The sequence below is a fragment of the Alkaliphilus oremlandii OhILAs genome (assembly GCF_000018325.1).
In the GTDB taxonomy this organism is placed as follows: Bacteria; Bacillota; Clostridia; order Peptostreptococcales; family Natronincolaceae; genus Alkaliphilus_B; species Alkaliphilus_B oremlandii.
The window spans coordinates 590,330-607,912 of sequence record NC_009922.1 but is presented as its reverse complement, the minus strand read 5'-3'; the positions used below and the strand labels follow the sequence as shown (position 1 = coordinate 607,912).

The window sequence follows — 17,583 nt, the reverse complement described above, 5'->3', positions numbered from 1 at the left end:
AAGATGGTGATTATTTTGTTCTCTTTTTGAGATAGTATCCACCAGCAGTGCCTAAAACCAACAGACTGCCAACAAAATAAACGATGATTTTAACTGCCGTGCTATAAAAAAACTCTTCGGGAACCATCTGGATCAATACATCGGTTGTTGGGTCCAATATCCATAGATCATTGCTGAAAAATATTAGATGGAAGTACGTAAAATACTTATAGAAATCAATTTTCATCAATATCAGCAGCATAACTAAAAGCCCTATATTGGCAATGGAAGTATATAAAAGTGTTTTAGCAAATCCTTTTCTCCAATCTTTATCTATTTTGATCAAGATGAGGGCTATGATCAATATCAGGGGCACCCCACTGTTTCTGATGAATCTTCCTTGAACAAAAAGTGCTTTCACATCCACCATATGAGAGATTTCTCTTTCTCCAAATACGGGTTGCTCTTCTCCATGAATCACCGCTCTTGTGTCCAATTCCACTCGATCATCTTTAAAATATTTTAAAACGTCCCCCATGGTATGCTCTAGGTTTTCCATATTCATTCCTGTGGCTTCTGTAATCTTATACTTTTCAAAGGATGCCCTGTAATGGTCCATATGAAAAGCTACCAGCTCTACAGAGGTGAGTAAGAGCACCATGGATAATAATATACCAATACTGACGTATCCTATTTTTTTTATTCCCTTCAAAGAAAGTTCCCCCTTTTCTTTTCCCATTTTAAAATGCAATACTATAAATTCCTTACTGAATAAAAGCACACTTTCACCGATGCTTCATATTATAAATTAAGAAAAAGATAATCGATATCCTATTAAGGAGGTGAATTCTATGTCAAATTCAGTATTAGGTGGTATCTTTAACAATAATAGCAGCTTATTGTTTTTCTTTTTATTGTTAGTGATCATATTCTGTAACTGTGGTATTTTCAAGGGCTCTAACGATAGTTTACTTTTCTTCTTCTTGCTACTTGTAATACTATTTGGAGGAAGAAGTTTCTGGGCATAGACATCATTAGAAAAAATGGAGGGATGAATATTCATCAACCTCCTTTTTTTACATATTTCTAAAGCATGGCTTCAAATTCAGCTTCTGAGATAATCCTTAAACTGGTCTCCACGCCAGACGCTATAATTTCCATTGCCTTCTCTAGCTTCGACCCTGCTGCTTCACCAGCCAAAAGAAAATCTGTATTTTTGCTGACGCTTCCAGTCACCTTTGCACCCAATTTTTCTAGAAGCTCTTTGATCTCTTTCCGTCCATATTTCTCTAAGGTACCCGTTACAACGACAGTCTTTCCTAGGAATATATTTTCCTGTTGTTCTACTTCTTTAAAGAGAGGCCGAATGCCTTCATTGATCAATCGATTCACACTTTTCTTTATTTCTTCGTCCTCAAAAAAGTCAATGATGCTCTGTGCCACAATATCCCCTACATCTGGAAGCGTAATCAGCTCTTGAAACTCTGCTTCTTGGATGGCTTGGAAGGATTTATAATGCTTTGCAAGGTCTGTAGCTGTCTTTCTCCCCACGTTGGGGATGCCCAAGGCATATACAAAGGAATCTAATTTGCAGTTTTTACTATTTTCAATGGCTTCTAAGAGATTTCTTGCTTTCTTATCACCAAAGCGAGGTAGCTTTATTAAATCCTCATATTTAATTTCATATAGATCTGCTAAATCCCTTAAATTCAATTCCTCAAATAGCTGCTCTGCCGTTTTCTCACTAAAGCCTACGATGTCCATGGCATCTCTGCTGGCATAGTGCACAATTCGAGATACCAGCTGTGGCTTACAGGATAGCGAATTGGGACAGAAAATATGCGCACCTCTCTCCACCACTTCACTGTGACAGGCTGGACAGTGCTGTGGCTTTTCAATATCCATTGCACCTTCTAAGGTTTCTTCAATGGAGCCCATAATCTCAGGGATCACATCGTTAGATCTTCGAATCCAAACCCTACAGCCTATTTTTACTTTCTTACGCTGAATATCCTCCCAGTTATTTAGAGTGGCACGACTTACAGTGACACCACCAATATCGATGGGCTCTAAAACTGCCGCTGGCGTTAGTTTTCCAGTTCTACCTACCTGCCAAATGACATCCTTTAGCTCTGTGGTCATTTCTTCTGCTTCAAACTTAAATGCCATGGCCCAACGTGGAAATTTCTGTGTATATCCTAGAAGTCTTCTTGCTTCCATATGGTTCACTTTAATTACCAATCCATCCGTTAAAAAATCTAAGGACTTTACCTGTTCTCCTATTGTTTCAATCTCCTCAATAACCTGATGAATGGTATGGAATTTTTTCGTATAATTGCTCACCGGAAATTTATTTGCTTTCAGAAACGCTAGGATCTCCATATGGGTATTAAAGTCTATGCCTTCATAGAATCCAACATTATAACAAAAAGCACTTAATTTTCGCTTCGCAGTCACCTTTGGGTCTAAATTTCGAAGAGCACCTGCTGCTGCATTTCGAGGGTTCTTTAAGGGCTCTAAAGCCGTTTTATTATATGCCGCTAGGACGGAGAGTCCCATTAATCCTTCTCCCTGGACTTCAATTCTTCCTTTGTGAGGAATGGTCAGTGGAATGGTTTTAATGGTCTTCACTTGCTCTAAAATACCCTCTCCAGTTGTGCCATTTCCTCTCGTGGCAGCCTGCACGAGCTGTCCATTGTTGTAGGTAAGGTTGAGGGTTAATCCATCAAATTTATATTCCATCACGTATTCTATAGGAACCCCACTTCCCTCCAGCAGCCTTCGGACTCTTAAGTCCCATGAAATCAGTTCCTCTGGTGTCTTGCATTTATCTAAGCTCCATAGGGGCGCCAAATGATTGTGTGCCTTAAAGTTTTTCAGCACATCCCCCCCTACTCTTATGGTTGGAGAGTCCTCTAGTACCGTATTGAGCTCTTTTTCTAATAGAACTAATTCATCGTAAAGTTGGTCATATTCCTTATCACTAACTACTGGTTCATCTAAAACATAGTATTGATAGCTATATTCATTTAAGATATCCACCAGCTGTCTGAGTCTTTCCATAGAACCCATCGTCCTATTCCCTCCTTAAAATTTTCAATATACCTGCCATCCACTCTTCTAGGAAGGTATTTTCCCATTTTTGCTAATCCATAATTTCAAGCTGAATGAAGGTGGATGCAATTTTCTTAATTCCTGAATTTGGGAAAGCAATGGTCAGCATTTCACCGGCTACAGAAACCACTGTACCTACCCCGAATTTTGGGTGCTTCACCTTGTTTCCAGCTTTAATTGCATCGCTATTGATACTATTTGCATTTCCCTTTTTTTGATGCATCATGGCCCCTGTAAATAAAGGAGAAGTCTGCATCTCTTTCAGATCCCGCTTCCGATTATACGGCCTGTCGATCTGAATCAATTCTTCTGGAATTTCTCCTAGAAATCTGGAAATAGGATTCGCATTGGTTCTACCGTACAAGGTTCTCGTCATAGCATGACTCATATATAACTTCTCTCTCGCTCTAGTAATCCCAACGTAGCAAAGTCTTCGCTCTTCTTCTAGATTATTTTCCTGAAGTGACATGGCAGAAGGGAAGATACTTTCCTCCATTCCAGGTATAAAAACTACAGGGAATTCTAGACCCTTGGCACTGTGTAGTGTCATTAAGGTCACCGTATTTTCTTCATCATTTTCATCCAAGGTGGTTTCTAAGGATGTTCTCGCTAAAAATTCCTCCAATGTTTTTACTTCGGAGTTTTCGTCGAAATCCTTCGTTACGGATAAAAACTCTTGAAGGTTTTCAATTCGGCTTTCTGCTTCTATTTTATCTTCTGCCATTAAAGCATCGATATATCCTGTTTTTTCATAGATCTCCTTAACGATATCCGTAACGGACATTTCATCCTGTCGATCCCTTAGGGATTGAATTAATTCTGTAAATTTATTGGTCTGCACCTTTACTCTCGTGGACTGGTCCGGCATCTGATCCACATGCAAAAGGGCACCAAAGAAGCTTTCGTTCTTTCCTTCTGCATATTCATCGAACCGATCGATGCTTTTAATACCGATGCCTCTCTTCGGAACATTGATAATTCTCTTAACACTGACATCATCTACTGGATTTTCTATGGTTCTCAAATAAGCTAAAATATCTTTAATTTCTTTTCGATCGTAGAAACGAGTACCGCTATAAATTTTATAAGGGATGGCTCTTTTCATCAGCATTTCCTCTAGGGCACGGGACTGTGCATTGGTACGATATAGAATGGCAAACTCTGAGTACGGTCTATTTTCCTCTTCATTAAGCTTTTCGATGGTACCAGAAATAAAGCTTGCCTCATCATATTCGTTATTGGCACGGTAGTATTGTATGATTTCCCCATCCTGATTATCGGTCCATAGTTTTTTTGACTTTCGATCGGTATTATTTGCCACTACCATATTGGCTGCGTCTAAAATACTCTTCGTTGATCGATAGTTCTGCTCTAGCTTAACCACCTGTGTATTGGGAAAATCCTTCTCAAAGCCTAAAATGTTTCGGATATCTGCGCCTCTCCAGCCATAGATGGACTGGTCATCGTCCCCTACAACACAAAGGTTTCCATGACTTTTTGCCAGTAAACTGATTAAGGTGTACTGGGCCATGTTCGTATCCTGAAACTCATCCACTAATATATATTTAAATTTATTTTGATAATATCTCAGAACAGTCGGATGGGTTTGAAAAAGCTGAACGGTTTTCATGATTAAATCATCGAAGTCCAGAGCATTGTTGCTTTTCATTCGATCCTGATATAGTCTATAAATCTCTGCTATTTTTTGATTTCTAAAATCATTGCCGAACTCCTCTAAATATTCATTGGGGCCAATCAATAAATCCTTGGCTCTGCCAATTTCATTTAAAATCATTCGAGGCTGGAATAGTTTTTCGTCCAGATTAAATTTCTTTAGGCAATCCTTCATTAAAACCTGCTGATCCGTCGTATCGTAAATAACGAAATTCTTTTCATATCCTAATTTATCAATTTCCATTCGTAAAATACGCACACAGGAGGAGTGGAATGTGCTAACCCATAGATCTCTGTGATAGTCCCCAAGCAGCGCCTCCACCCTTTCTTTCATTTCCTTTGCTGCTTTATTGGTAAAGGTAATGGCCAGTATATGGTAGGGGGACACGCCTTTTTCCTCCACCAAGTAGGCGATACGATGTGTTAGCACTCGAGTTTTTCCAGACCCAGCTCCTGCCAATACCAGCACGGGACCCTCTGTGGTTAGTACCGCATTCTTTTGCATTGGATTTAATGTATGGTATCTAGATTCCTTCTCATTATGTACAGAATTTATATTTTCTTTATGATGCTCCATAATATCTCACCCTCTATATATTGAATCTACCTAATCCATCTACATAATATAGATCTAAGGTCTCTTCAATTATTTCTTTTCTAAAATAGTATACCATATTTGAATACGAATTTTCGAAATGAGTTTTTTAAAAAAAATAAAGCCCTAGATTTCTAGGACTTTATCGATTCCATTTATTTGTCTTTTAGTTCTGGATCTTCTTTTACATCTTCTGAAACTTTATTTGCATGGGACTTAAATTCATTGATTCCTCTACCTAAGGCCTTCCCAAGCTCTGGTAATTTTGCAGGTCCAAAGATAACAAGAGCAATACCTAAAATTAAAATAAGTTCTCCAGTTCCAATTTTTCCAAACATAAGGACACCTCCATATTATTTATACTCGTAAAACCTTAGTTACAGCTTCGTCATTTCATCGAAACAAATCATTCTATATTTCTAATGCGTTTCTTTCCTTACGCAACGTATGTCCTAATATTCAAGTTAAATTATTAACTTGTATTAGTTCCTCTTAATAATAACATATTTTATTAAAGAATGAAAGTATATTTAGATATTTTTTTAACAGTATATTTGAACACTCTATTTTAAAAAATGACGATAATTTTATAGATACAGAATTATACTGCTACGTATTTGTACCCCCTACAAAATTTATTTATACTGCAATAAAAAAATCCTTGAATCTTAGCTTTAATCTAAATTCAAGGATTCTTCTTATTTGCTGGCTACCTTTTTCCCTGCAAATTGTATGGCTGTCTCTGTAATTATATTGAGCGCATCCACAATATTTCCTTTTAAATCATGTTTTTCATTCACTACAGAAAGCTCCGTACATCCTAGGATCACTACGTCTGCCCCTTTACCTTTCAGTTCATCTATGGCACTGTAGATATCCTCCAACGGAATTTGATTTTTTCCTGCTTTTACACTGTATATGATATTCATGATGGACTTTTGACTGTTTTCGTCCAGATTGATCATCTCTATATTTTCTTTATTAAAATATAGGTCATAGATTTTTGATTGAACTGTACCATCTGTGGCTAACAATCCTACTTTTTTACTGGTTGGATATTTTTCTTTAATATGCATTACGGTTTCCTCAATCATATTTAAAAATGCTATGTTGATGACGTCCTTAATTTCCTGATAAAAATAATGAGCCGTATTGCATGGCATAATTAAAAAGTCAGCGCCCATGTTTTCTAACCGCTTTGCAGATTTTACAAGTTCCTCTAAAGGATTATCTCCATCGCCTACCAAGTAAGCCGTTCTATCGGGTATGGCTATATTGTTATCAATCAGAATATGAATATGATCTTGGTCAGACTTTGCCTCTGTCTTTAACACAATTTTATTAAATAAATTTGCAGTAGCTAAGGGTCCCATGCCACCGATGATCCCTAATGTTCGATTCATTTTATGCACCTCCTACTGTCCTATCATTCTAGTATGATACTATTATACACAAATTATTAGCATTCAGAATAGTATTAATTACTCTGAATGCTCAATATGACTTATACAGTTTCCGCTTTTGGTATTTCTATTTCATTTTCGGATGCTGCTACTACTAAAGCGGCGGATGTATCACCAACAACGTTAATACAAGTTCTCGCCATATCTAATACTCTATCGATTCCAGCAATTAAAGCAATGCCTTCCAAAGGCAATCCCACAGAATTTAAAACAACGGTTAGCATAATCATGCCAGCTCCAGGAACCCCTGCAGTACCGATGGATCCTAATGTGGCTGTAAGAATGATGGTTACCAGCTGCGGCATGGTTAAAGTAATGCCATAGGCTTGGGCTATGAATAAAGCACATACACCTTGGTAAAGGGCTGTTCCATCCATGTTTACTGTAGCGCCCAGCGGAAGAACAAAGCTGGCTATTTTATCGGATACATGAAAGTTCTCTTTCACTGATCGTATGGTGATTGGTAGTGTTCCAGAACTGCTACTGGTTGTATAGGCTGTAATTGCAGCCGGAGCAACACCCTTGAAGAACGCCATGGGATTAATTTTTGCAAAAGCCCTTACAGCAGGTGCATACACAATAAGTGCATGGAGTACACATCCGATATAGACTGCAGCAATGACTTTAATCAGCGGTAGCAATACGGCTGGACCATTGCTGGCTACCACAGGAGCAATTAGACCAAATACACCAAAAGGTGCTAATTCCATAATAAACGCTGTAATTTTATACATAATTTCTGCTAAACTATCAAAGAAATTTAGGAACGGTTTTCCTTTGTCATCTGGTAGGCTGGTTAGGCCGATTCCTAGGAATAAAGCGAAGGTTATAATTTGAAGCATGTTTCCTTCTACGAGACCCTTCAGTGGGTTTGCAGGCACAATATTAAGCAAAGTATCCGTAAGGGATGGTGCTGCCTGCTGAGCTGCTTCAATACCAGCTGGTATGATCAATCCAGCGCCCGGCTTTATCACTACACCTAAAACTAAACCAATGACGATGGCTACTGCAGTCGTCCCTAAAAAGTATACCATAGTTTTGCCGCCAATTCTTCCTAAACTTTTTATATCGCCGGTACTTGCCGCCCCAACGATTAAGGATGAGAATACGAGAGGAACGATAATCATCTTAATTAAATTCAGAAATAAAGTTCCGATGGGAGAAACGTATGTTTTGATCACTTCTGGGTTTCCCGTAAAGAATAATCCTACAATAATACCTGCTATCAGACCCAAAAATATTTTCGTTGTTAATTTCATTTTACTACCTCCTTTATACACCCTATTTTTTTGATAAATCATGTAGAAACTAAATAGAATTCTGAATATTGAATGCGATATTCTTTTTCGTTTCTTATTTTTTATTATTGTATCACGTTTCTTTCGTTGTGTGCAATTATTTTAATGTGAATTATTTAGTTTTTTGAATTTTCAATTTATTTAACCTAAAAATATGCTCCTGAGAACCAGGAGTTGATGATCTAATCTATATTCTTTTTATGGCTGTGAAAAATTTACAATAAAAAAATAAACTTTCAGTAATGTTTCTCCATAAAATAACAGGAGATGACAATATTGCCATCTCCTATAACCCTCATTAGCAATTCCAGAAGCTTCTTCCACCAAATAATAAAACCAATAACAGGAAGAAGAATAGTAAGCTATCTGCATTATCACTAGTAAATATTCCACAGTTACAGAATATAATGACTAGTAATAAGAAGAAAAATAATAAACTTGAGCTATTTCCTAACAATCCTCCAAAAATACCGCCATTGCAGTTATTTGACATATTTACCCCTCCTAATAATATTTGTTCCATTCTACTTGCATATTCATCTTTTGTAACAATTCTTTTATTTGCTATCTACAACAAATATTCTTTCCTCCAAATAAAACGACGAGCAGTAAGAAGAAGAATAGCAAACTGTCTCCACAGCCTCTAAAGTTTTGGCAGTTTAAGAAGATAATCACTAGCAATAAAAAGAAGAACAACAGGCTGCTTTGTTTACCAAATAAATTTGAAAATACGCTTGCACTGTTCATAGCTTCGCTCATAACTGCACCTCACTTTCCAATATATCTTTTTATTTCTCAATTCATAGTATGAAATAATCATAAATTTGTGATATTTTATTGCAGATTTTTATATTTACTTCCTGTAGCAATAACAATTTACTTTCTTTTCGCATACTGTAATGTATAGTCTTTCAACTATGAATATAACAATCGAGGTGTTTCTATGAAAATCATTGTTCAGAAATTTGGTGGAACGTCAGTATCTACTAGGGATAGAAGAAAGATGGTCATCAATAAAATAGTAGAGTGTAAGAGATCTGGTAAGAGTGTGGTGGTGGTTTTATCTGCAATGGGACGAAAAGGCGAACCTTATGCAACGGACACGCTGAAGGATTTAATCTCCACCAGCTATTCTGGCCACAGTTTAAAAACCATGGATTTGATGATGTCCTGCGGTGAAATTATTTCATCGGCCCTTCTTGGCGCTGGTCTTGAGTCCATGGGAGAGAAAGTTGTAATTCTCACTGGTAGTCAGGCTGGTATTTTAACAGATTCTGTATTTGGCGATGCAGACATATTGGCAATTGAGGAAGAACGGATTCTATCGCATCTTAAGGCTGGTGCCATCGTCATCGTCACAGGCTTCCAAGGTGCTACGGAATACGGCGAGATTACGACTTTAGGTCGTGGTGGCAGCGATACCACTGCCGTAGCCTTAGGTGTAGCCCTTTGTGCGGAGAGTGTAGAAATTTATACGGATGTAGACGGTATTATGACCGCAGATCCTACCATAGTTTCAAATGCTAAAATCATCGATGAGCTAAGCTATGATGAAGTCTTTCAAATGGCAGAAAAGGGTGCTAAAGTCATACACCCCAGGGCTGTAGAAATCGCAAAGAAAGGCAGTCTTCTTATAAAGATTAAAAATACGATGTCTTCCCATCCAGGCACTAGAATTCATCACTGTAAATATACGGGGAAAGACTTATACTCCACAAGGCATGATGCCAATAACTTATTAACAGCAATTACCAGCAAGAGTCGTATTTCACAGGTATGTATCCTCACAGAGGAGTATTTAGAATCAGAGAATGCTTTATTTACAGCTCTAGCTGAGGCAGGCATCAGTATCGACATGATCAATTTTTTTATTAATCAAAAGGTTTTTACTGTAGATGACGATAAATCAGATTTGGTTGAAGAGATCCTTCAAAGCTTTCAGGTGCAATACACCCTCACAAGAGCCTGTAGTAAAGTCACAGCAGTTGGCAATCGGATTGCCGGTATTCCTGGTGTAATGGCCACCATCGTTACAGCGCTGTCTAAAGAGAAGATTCCAATTCTACAAAGCTCCGATTCTCATTCAACAATTTCTCTGCTCGTAAACTCTTGTGATGAAACCAGCACCCTCAAGCTTTTACACCAAGCCTTTTCCTTAGATAAGAAAAACCCGTAAGAAATTGATAGGAAATTATAAATGAGCCCTAATGGAACATTTATAATTTTCTATCAAAATTTAGTATTGACATTCCATTCGAAAAGTAATATAATCCTTATTAATTTAATAGTAAAAACTCTTATCGAGAGCGGTGGAGGGACTGGCCCGTTGAAACCCGGCAACCACGACATTTGTCGAAGGTGCTAATTCCAGCAACATTTTTGTGTTGAGAGATGAGAGAGGAAGCCTAATTTTTACGTTTATTAAGTGCCCTCTTTCATTTGAAAGAGGGTTTTTATTATATAGAGCAGGAGGTGAGCCTAGAAAAATTAAACGTAGACTGGAAATAAAAGAAAAGTTTCACAAGAAACTTTCCTAGAGGAAAATTATAGTTTTAAATGATTATAATTCTCCATAAATCATAAAAAAACAAGGAGGAAGTTCAATGAAAAACAACAAAAAAAATATTCTATTCTGGTTGATCGGAATTCTTACTGTATCTCTTGTTCTAACAAGCTGTGGTAAAGCACCAAGTGAAAATGCAAACACAAATAGTGATGCCCCTACTGAAAATAAGCCTTCTGTACTAACCGTTGGTGCTACACCTGAACCGCACGCACAAATACTAAAGGTGGTAGAACCGCTTCTAAAAAAAGAAGGCGTTGAGCTTAAAATTATAGAGTTTACAGATTATATTCTTCCGAACCTAGCACTTTCCGGCGGAGAAATCGATGCAAACTTTTTCCAACATGCACCTTATATGGAGTCCTTTATAGCAAGCAATAAAGTAAAACTAGAGTCTGTTGCCAAAATTCACGTTGAGCCACTAGGGCTTTATTCTAAAAAAATAAATGATTTCAGCGAACTTGCAGATGGCGCTAAAATTTCAATTCCAAACGACCCTACCAATGGCGGTAGAGCGCTCATTCTTCTTGAAGCAAATGGATTAATCAAATTAAAGGAAAATGCAGGACTTGAGGCTACAGAAAAGGATGTCGTTGAAAATCCAAAAAAATTAACATTCGTACCACTAGAGGCCCCACAGCTGCCTCGATCCTTAGAGGATGTAGATGCCTCTGTCATCAATACCAATTATGCTTTAGAAGCCGGTCTAAATCCGTTAAATGATGCCCTTATTTTAGAAAATGAAGACTCTCCTTATGCCAACATATTGGTTGTAACGCCGGAGCATTCTAAGGATGAAAATATCACTAAATTAATCAAAGCGCTGACTTCCCCTGAAGTGAAAAACTTTATTAATGATAAATACAAGGGTGCGATTATTCCTGCATTCTAATAGCTGGATAATCCAATTTGATTTATATAAGCAATAAAAAAATGATGGCATAAAAATCCATCATTTTTTATTGTTTATTATTGTTTTAAGCACTGGAAACTTTACGCCGTGTTGAAAGTTGAATGCACCATAAGGTTTCTGAGCCAAGGGAAGAACCTTTATTTTAAGGATTCTGATAACTGAGCAACAGCAGATTGTAGCTCTGCACCCATGTGGTGTTGGTTCTGAGTGATGGTATTTAATTGCTCAATTTCCTTCGTAACGGAGAATATTTCATCACTGATTTTCCCTAATATCTCCCCAATTTTCTTTGTGAAATCCTCACTATTGGTTGCAAGCTTTTGAACTTCCTTTGCAACGATAGCGAAACCCCGTCCATGCTCTCCTGCTCTGGCCGCCTCTATAGAAGCATTTAATCCAAGAATATTGGTTTGTTGCGTGATTTTATTAATAAACTTAATAATTTGATCCGTTTCTTTTACATGTTTAATGGTTCTATCAGCAAATTCATTTAAGGTATCACTCAGGGATGTGGTGTGTGTAATGCTCTCATGCATTTTCATTACACTTTCTCCCGTTACATAGCTGATATTCCTTATTTCGTTCATTTGAATCTCTAGTTGCTTCGTAAGCTTTTCTTCATTTTTTACGAGCAGCGTCATTAATTTAGCACCCGCACTATGGATAACCTCCGCTTGGTGAACGTTGTGCATATCTATCTCATCGGATACTCGATTACTTCCTGTGACTTCCACAATAAGATCTGTTTTCTTTAACAACATCTCCCTCACACTACTACCATAATTGATGCCTATTTCCTTTGCTAGTTGTATGCCAGGTGCATTCTCATCTATATCAACTATTCCCACGACTTCGAGGTCTTTCATTTTCATAAATGTTTTTAAAATAGAACTTCCGCCTTCACCGCCGCCAATAATTGTGATTTGCATTACATTTTCCCCCTGCTTCATCAAGTTTTTATTAAGTAATATTCCATATTAATTATATACTATTATACATATTATATACAATTCCTTTATTTTCGTCAAAATATTTATAAAATTTTATATTTATTATGCTTTTTACAAATACTACATACAAATAGTTGATTCAATTATTTTAATACAATAAGGATGTGATCTAAATGACAGAGAAAAATAAGCATACAAACCCCATTGATTTGATTAATGAGACCTATGATGCGGAGAAGTTCCCCATCATAGAAAAGACCATGAACGCTTTGGTTATGCCCTTAGATATGATCCAGGATGTAGATTCTTTGGCATATCGTAGATTCTATGAAGATGAGTGGGCATCCTTGACGAATCCTATCAATCCTGATAGCATCCAGTGATAAGTATATGGAATCAGCTACTTTACTAAAACATAAGGAAGCTTTTAAATAGCACTTTTCTATTCCTTATGAAATAACCATGGATTCAAAGGAAGTATCCTTTTATCCATGGTTATTCTTGTATATATAGTTCCTACTATTTGGTGCCGATATCCCTTCTGTAAAAGCTTCCTTCAAATTTAATTTTATCGATATTGCGATATACTTTATTCCGAGCTTCTTCTGTATTTTTATCAATTGCAACTACGCCCAATACCCTTCCCCCAGCAGTCACCATTTTTCCCCCGCTCATTGTTGTTCCAGAGTGGAATATCAATAAATCTTCCATTTCCTCTAGCCCCGTAATCTCTAATCCTTTTTCATATTGGTTTGGATATCCACCAGAAGCTAGTATGACGCAAACAGCGCCATTTTCTGTCCACTGGATATTCATATCCTCTAATTTCCCATGGATGATGCTATTGAATATCTGGACCAAATCCGTTTCTAATCTAGGCAATACCACTTGGGTTTCCGGGTCCCCAAAACGAACATTATATTCTAAAACCTTTGGTCCATGATCCGTGATCATCAGTCCAATGAACACAATCCCCCTATAGTCCATTTCTTCCTTCTGTATTCCATACAAAGTCGGTGCTAGGATCTCACGCTCTACCCGCTTTTCAATGTCCTCTGTATAGACGTAGTTCGGAGAGTAGGTACCCATTCCCCCTGTATTCGGTCCCTGATCTCCATCGAAGGCTCTCTTATGGTCTTGGCTACTGACCATCGGAACGATTGTTTTTCCATCTACAAAACATAGAATGGAGGTCTCGATGCCGGATAAAAATTCTTCAATCACCACATCTTTTCCAGCATCCCCAAGGATTTGATCCTCTAACAATTCCTTCATTGCAGCAGCAGCTTCTTCTTTACTTTCACAAATAAACACCCCTTTACCAGCTGCTAGACCGTCTGCCTTCACAACTACTGGATAGGAATATTTTTCAAGAGCAGCAATCCCTTCTTCCAAAGTATGAACTTCATCATATTTTGCGGTTGGAATATGATATTTGTCCATAAAAGCTTTTGCAAACGCTTTGCTTCCTTCTAGCTGTGCTCCATTTTTATCCGGTCCGATGATGCTTAGATTTTTCTCTCTAAATTTGTCTACAATCCCATTGACCAAAGGCTCTTCTGGACCTACAACGGTTAAGTCAATGGCATTTCTTTCAGCAAATTCCACCAGTTGATCCATATCATTGCTATTGATTTCTACATTTGTAGCGATTTGGGTTGTACCGGCATTGCCAGGGGCACAGAATATTTCTGTGACCAAAGGGCTTTGCTGTAGCTTCCACGCGATGGTGTGCTCCCTACCACCACTACCGATTATCAATACCTTCATTCCCTCACCTCTTTAATGTTTGAAATGTCTAAATCCTGTAAACACCATGGATATGCCATGCTCGTTGCAGGCTTTAATCGATACACCATCATTGATGGATCCACCAGGCTGAATAATAGCTTTTACTCCCGCACCGAATGCCGTATCGACACAATCTCTAAAAGGGAAGAAGGCATCCGATGCCAATACACTTCCTTTAAGGGAATGGGTCGTATTTTTCACTGCATTTTCAAGAGCCCAGATCCTACTGGTCTGTCCCGGCCCAATGGCTAAGGTCTGTTTATTCTTAACGAATACAATCCCATTGGATTTCACATGCTTTACAATTTTAAAGGCAAATGCTAGATCTTCCTTTTCTTCTTCCGTTGGTTCCTTCTCCGTTACCACATCCAGCTGTTCGAACAAGATATGATCGTCTTCTTGGAGAAGGATACCGCCCTGAACTTTTTTTATTTGGTAGGAATGATGATTCCCATTGCAAATATCTTCTATTTTAATTAAACGAAGATTTTTCTTTTCCTTGAACACTTCTAAAGCTTCTTCTGTGAAATTCGGTGCGATGATAACCTCTAAGAATATTTCCTTCATTGCCGCTGCCATGGTCTTTGTAACAGCTCTATTTGCTGCAACAATACCCCCAAAGATAGAAAGTGGATCCGATTCATAAGCTTTATGCCAAGCTTCCTCAATATTCGTTCCAGAGGCTACACCACAAGGATTCGTGTGCTTTACTGCCACAACGGTAGGCTCCTGAAACTCTTTTAAAAGTTCTAAAGCCCCATTGGCATCGTTGATATTGTTAAAGGATAGCTCTTTTCCATGAAGCTGTACGCCATCCACAAGGGTCCCCTTATTTGCACCAATCTCTTTATAAAATCCTGCTTTTTGATGAGGATTTTCTCCATATCGTAGGTCTTGAACCTTCTCGTATGTTAAGGTAATGGTATTCGCTCCGATCTTTTCCTCCGAGATTTGTTTCCCTAAGTAATCCGCAATTAAAGCGTCATACTGTGCAGTATGCTGGAATACCTTTAAGGCCAGCTGATATCTGGTGTCTAATTTTGTATCGCCATTTTCCTTTATTTCTTCAAGAACTCTGTGGTAATCCTTGGGATCGATGATTACTGTTACATCCCTGTGATTCTTTGCCGCCGCCCTTAGCATGGTAGGTCCGCCAATATCGATATTTTCTATGGCTTCTGCCAGTGTTACATCGGACTTTAAGATGGTCTCTTTAAAAGGATATAGATTGATTACCACCAAATCGATGGGTGTAATTTCTAGCTCCTTTAGTGTATCCATATGATTCGCATTATCTCGAATGGCTAGAATGCCACCATGGACAGCAGGATGCAATGTTTTTACTCTGCCGTCTAGACACTCCGGAAAACCCGTTACTTCAGAAACATCCCTCACATCAATGCCAGATTCCCTCAATAGCTTTGCCGTTCCTCCCGTTGAAAGAATCTCAATATTGAACGACGAAAGATTTTGGGCCAGCTGTACAATACCTTCTTTATCAGATACACTAAGCAATGCTCTCTTTACCATTTCATCACCTCAGATATGTTTATAGAATAAAAATATAAAACTTTCTCTTTTACGAATTTAATACCGCTACTTTGCTACCTTCAACCCGCAATCGACCTTCAATAAAAAGGGTCACAGCCAAAGGCAGAATTCTATGTTCAATTTCAAGGACCTTTTTCTGTACCGTCTCTACGGTATCATAAAAATCAACCGCTACAGCTTCCTGAATAATAATCGGTCCCCCATCCATTTCCTCATTGACAAAATGAACCGTTGCGCCCGTCAGCTTTACACCCCTTTGAAGAACACCCTCATGGACCTTTTCTCCATAGAATCCTTTGCCGCAAAAACTAGGGATTAAGGATGGATGAATATTCATGATTCTATTTTTGTATTGCTGAATTAGAGACACTGGTATGAAGGACAAATATCCTGCTAGAACGATTAAATCGATCTCTTTTTCTTCTAAAACTTTCATTAAAGCTTTCTCATATTCAGCCACCGATTCATATTGTTTTCGATGAATCACCATGGCAGGAATACGATTTTCTTCTGCTCTTCTTAGGCCGTATACCCCTTCTTTGTTGGATAGGACTAAGGCAATGTTTCCTCCCAAATTCGTCTTATGAATCTGATCGATTAAAGCCTGAAGGTTGCTACCACTGCCAGAGATCATCACAGCTATGTTCAAAGGCTTCATAGGATCACCTGTTTTGCACCCTCAACGACTTCTCCGATGATATGAGCCTCTTGCCCTGCTTTGTTCAGCACTGCAATTGCACCATTTACATCCTCTTTAGAAACAACCACCACCATGCCGATGCCCATATTAAATGTACCAAAAATATCGTCCTTACTCATATTGCCTTTTTCAGCCATGAACTTAAATATAGGCGGGATCTGCCAAGCATCTACATTAATTTTAGCATCTACATTTTCCGGCAGAATGCGTGGTATATTTTCAAAAAAACCACCACCAGTAATATGGGATATTCCTTTTACAGGAATCGCCTCAATTAGACTTAATATTTCTTTCACGTATATTTTTGTAGGTTTTAGTAACTCTTCCCCTAAGGTTGTTCCAAATTCTTCGACATAATCCGTAATTTTCATGTCTAGGACTTCAAAAAACAGCTTTCGAACCAAGGAATAGCCATTGCTGTGAATGCCATTGGAAGGTAGACCTAAAATAATATCCCCAGCCTTTATATTTGCTCCCGTAATAATTTGTTCCCTATCCACAATGCCCACAGCAAAGCCTGCCAAATCATATTCGTTCTCTGCATATAACCCTGGCATTTCAGCAGTTTCACCACCAATTAATGCACTTCCTGCCTTGCGACATCCTTCCGCTATGCCACCAACAATCTGTGCAATTTTTTCCCCAACCAATTTTCCAGTTGCAACATAGTCCAAGAAGAATAATGGCTTCCCACCTTGGCATAAAATATCATTGACACACATGGCTACACAATCCTGACCGATGGTATCGTGCTTATCCATCATAAATGCAATCTTTAGCTTTGTCCCAACGCCGTCAGTACCTGCCACTAAAACTGGCTCTTTATAGTCCTTTATATTTAAAGAAAATAGCCCACCAAAGCCGCCAATATCCGCTAAAACATTGGAATTAAAGGTGCTCTTTACGTGGTTCTTCATCAATTGCACTGCTCTTTGCCCTTCATCCACGTCCACACCAGCACTCTTATAGGTAATCTTCATACCCACTCAACC

Annotated in this window: 17 protein-coding genes and 1 riboswitch; of the genes, 4 read left to right on the top strand and 13 right to left on the bottom strand. The window is 38.2% G+C overall.

The annotated features are described in order from the left end of the window. Positions 1–10: 10 nt before the first annotated feature. Positions 11–691, bottom strand: coding sequence for a TIGR01906 family membrane protein (locus tag CLOS_RS02865; protein WP_242649590.1), 681 nt, complete (start codon positions 689–691; stop codon positions 11–13). 139 nt (positions 692–830) lie between these two features. On the opposite strand from CLOS_RS02865, the gene CLOS_RS16005 reads away from it, so the two are divergent. Continuing rightward, positions 831–1,007: a hypothetical protein gene (locus CLOS_RS16005; protein WP_198006315.1), complete on the top strand. Its 177-nt coding sequence runs from the start codon at positions 831–833 to the stop codon at positions 1,005–1,007. A gap of 58 nt (positions 1,008–1,065) precedes the next feature. Here CLOS_RS16005 and ligA read toward each other — a convergent pair whose 3' ends face one another. The 7 genes from ligA to CLOS_RS15475 all read right to left on the bottom strand — a co-directional run bounded on the left by ligA (position 1,066) and on the right by CLOS_RS15475 (position 8,882). Beyond that, the gene (ligA, locus tag CLOS_RS02855) at positions 1,066–3,051 is read right to left on the bottom strand and encodes an NAD-dependent DNA ligase LigA (RefSeq protein WP_012158426.1); all 1,986 of its coding nucleotides are present in this window, start codon (positions 3,049–3,051) and stop codon (positions 1,066–1,068) included. A gap of 73 nt (positions 3,052–3,124) precedes the next feature. After that, positions 3,125–5,344 (bottom strand): DNA helicase PcrA, encoded by a 2,220-nt coding sequence (pcrA, locus tag CLOS_RS02850; protein WP_012158425.1) that lies wholly within the window; start codon positions 5,342–5,344, stop codon positions 3,125–3,127. A gap of 173 nt (positions 5,345–5,517) precedes the next feature. Continuing rightward, positions 5,518–5,700, bottom strand: coding sequence for a twin-arginine translocase TatA/TatE family subunit (locus CLOS_RS02845; protein WP_012158424.1), 183 nt, complete (start codon positions 5,698–5,700; stop codon positions 5,518–5,520). A gap of 360 nt (positions 5,701–6,060) precedes the next feature. After that, positions 6,061–6,765, bottom strand: coding sequence for a cysteate racemase (gene cuyB / locus CLOS_RS02840; RefSeq protein ID WP_012158423.1), 705 nt, complete (start codon positions 6,763–6,765; stop codon positions 6,061–6,063). A 101-nt stretch (positions 6,766–6,866) separates the two neighbouring features. After that, entirely contained in the window at positions 6,867–8,084 is a 1,218-nt protein-coding gene (locus tag CLOS_RS02835; protein WP_012158422.1) for a dicarboxylate/amino acid:cation symporter, read from the bottom strand. Positions 8,085–8,421: 337 nt separating this feature from the next. Further along, entirely contained in the window at positions 8,422–8,616 is a 195-nt protein-coding gene (locus CLOS_RS02830; RefSeq protein WP_041718927.1) for a hypothetical protein, read from the bottom strand. 71 nt (positions 8,617–8,687) lie between these two features. Continuing rightward, on the bottom strand, positions 8,688–8,882 hold the full coding sequence (locus CLOS_RS15475) for a hypothetical protein (RefSeq protein ID WP_083757117.1): 195 nt from the start codon (positions 8,880–8,882) through the stop codon (positions 8,688–8,690). Positions 8,883–9,066: 184 nt separating this feature from the next. Here CLOS_RS15475 and dapG point away from each other — a divergent pair, with 184 nt between their 5' ends. Beyond that, entirely contained in the window at positions 9,067–10,299 is a 1,233-nt protein-coding gene (dapG, locus tag CLOS_RS02825) for an aspartate kinase (protein WP_012158421.1), read from the top strand. A 118-nt stretch (positions 10,300–10,417) separates the two neighbouring features. Beyond that, a riboswitch (SAM riboswitch) is annotated at positions 10,418–10,521 on the top strand. A 205-nt stretch (positions 10,522–10,726) separates the two neighbouring features. After that, entirely contained in the window at positions 10,727–11,578 is an 852-nt protein-coding gene (locus CLOS_RS02820; RefSeq protein ID WP_012158420.1) for a MetQ/NlpA family ABC transporter substrate-binding protein, read from the top strand. Positions 11,579–11,736: 158 nt separating this feature from the next. Here the strand turns inward: CLOS_RS02820 and CLOS_RS02815 are convergent, their stop codons facing one another. After that, positions 11,737–12,528, bottom strand: coding sequence for a methyl-accepting chemotaxis protein (locus CLOS_RS02815; protein WP_012158419.1), 792 nt, complete (start codon positions 12,526–12,528; stop codon positions 11,737–11,739). Between the two features lie 194 nt (positions 12,529–12,722). Between CLOS_RS02815 and CLOS_RS02810 the strand changes: the two genes are divergently transcribed. Further along, entirely contained in the window at positions 12,723–12,932 is a 210-nt protein-coding gene (locus tag CLOS_RS02810; RefSeq protein WP_041718925.1) for a hypothetical protein, read from the top strand. A gap of 136 nt (positions 12,933–13,068) precedes the next feature. On the opposite strand, the gene purD is transcribed toward CLOS_RS02810, so the two are convergent. From purD to purM, 4 genes are read right to left on the bottom strand one after another with little or no spacing between them, the layout of a single operon-like run. Beyond that, positions 13,069–14,319, bottom strand: a complete 1,251-nt coding sequence (gene purD, locus CLOS_RS02805; RefSeq protein ID WP_012158418.1) for a phosphoribosylamine--glycine ligase — start codon at positions 14,317–14,319, stop codon at positions 13,069–13,071. A gap of 12 nt (positions 14,320–14,331) precedes the next feature. Then, positions 14,332–15,870, bottom strand: coding sequence for a bifunctional phosphoribosylaminoimidazolecarboxamide formyltransferase/IMP cyclohydrolase (purH, locus tag CLOS_RS02800; protein ID WP_012158417.1), 1,539 nt, complete (start codon positions 15,868–15,870; stop codon positions 14,332–14,334). 49 nt (positions 15,871–15,919) lie between these two features. Continuing rightward, positions 15,920–16,549, bottom strand: coding sequence for a phosphoribosylglycinamide formyltransferase (purN, locus tag CLOS_RS02795; protein ID WP_012158416.1), 630 nt, complete (start codon positions 16,547–16,549; stop codon positions 15,920–15,922). Then, entirely contained in the window at positions 16,546–17,571 is a 1,026-nt protein-coding gene (gene purM, locus CLOS_RS02790; protein WP_012158415.1) for a phosphoribosylformylglycinamidine cyclo-ligase, read from the bottom strand. Before purM ends, purN begins: the two co-directional genes overlap by 4 nt. Between the last annotated feature and the right edge of the window lie 12 nt (positions 17,572–17,583).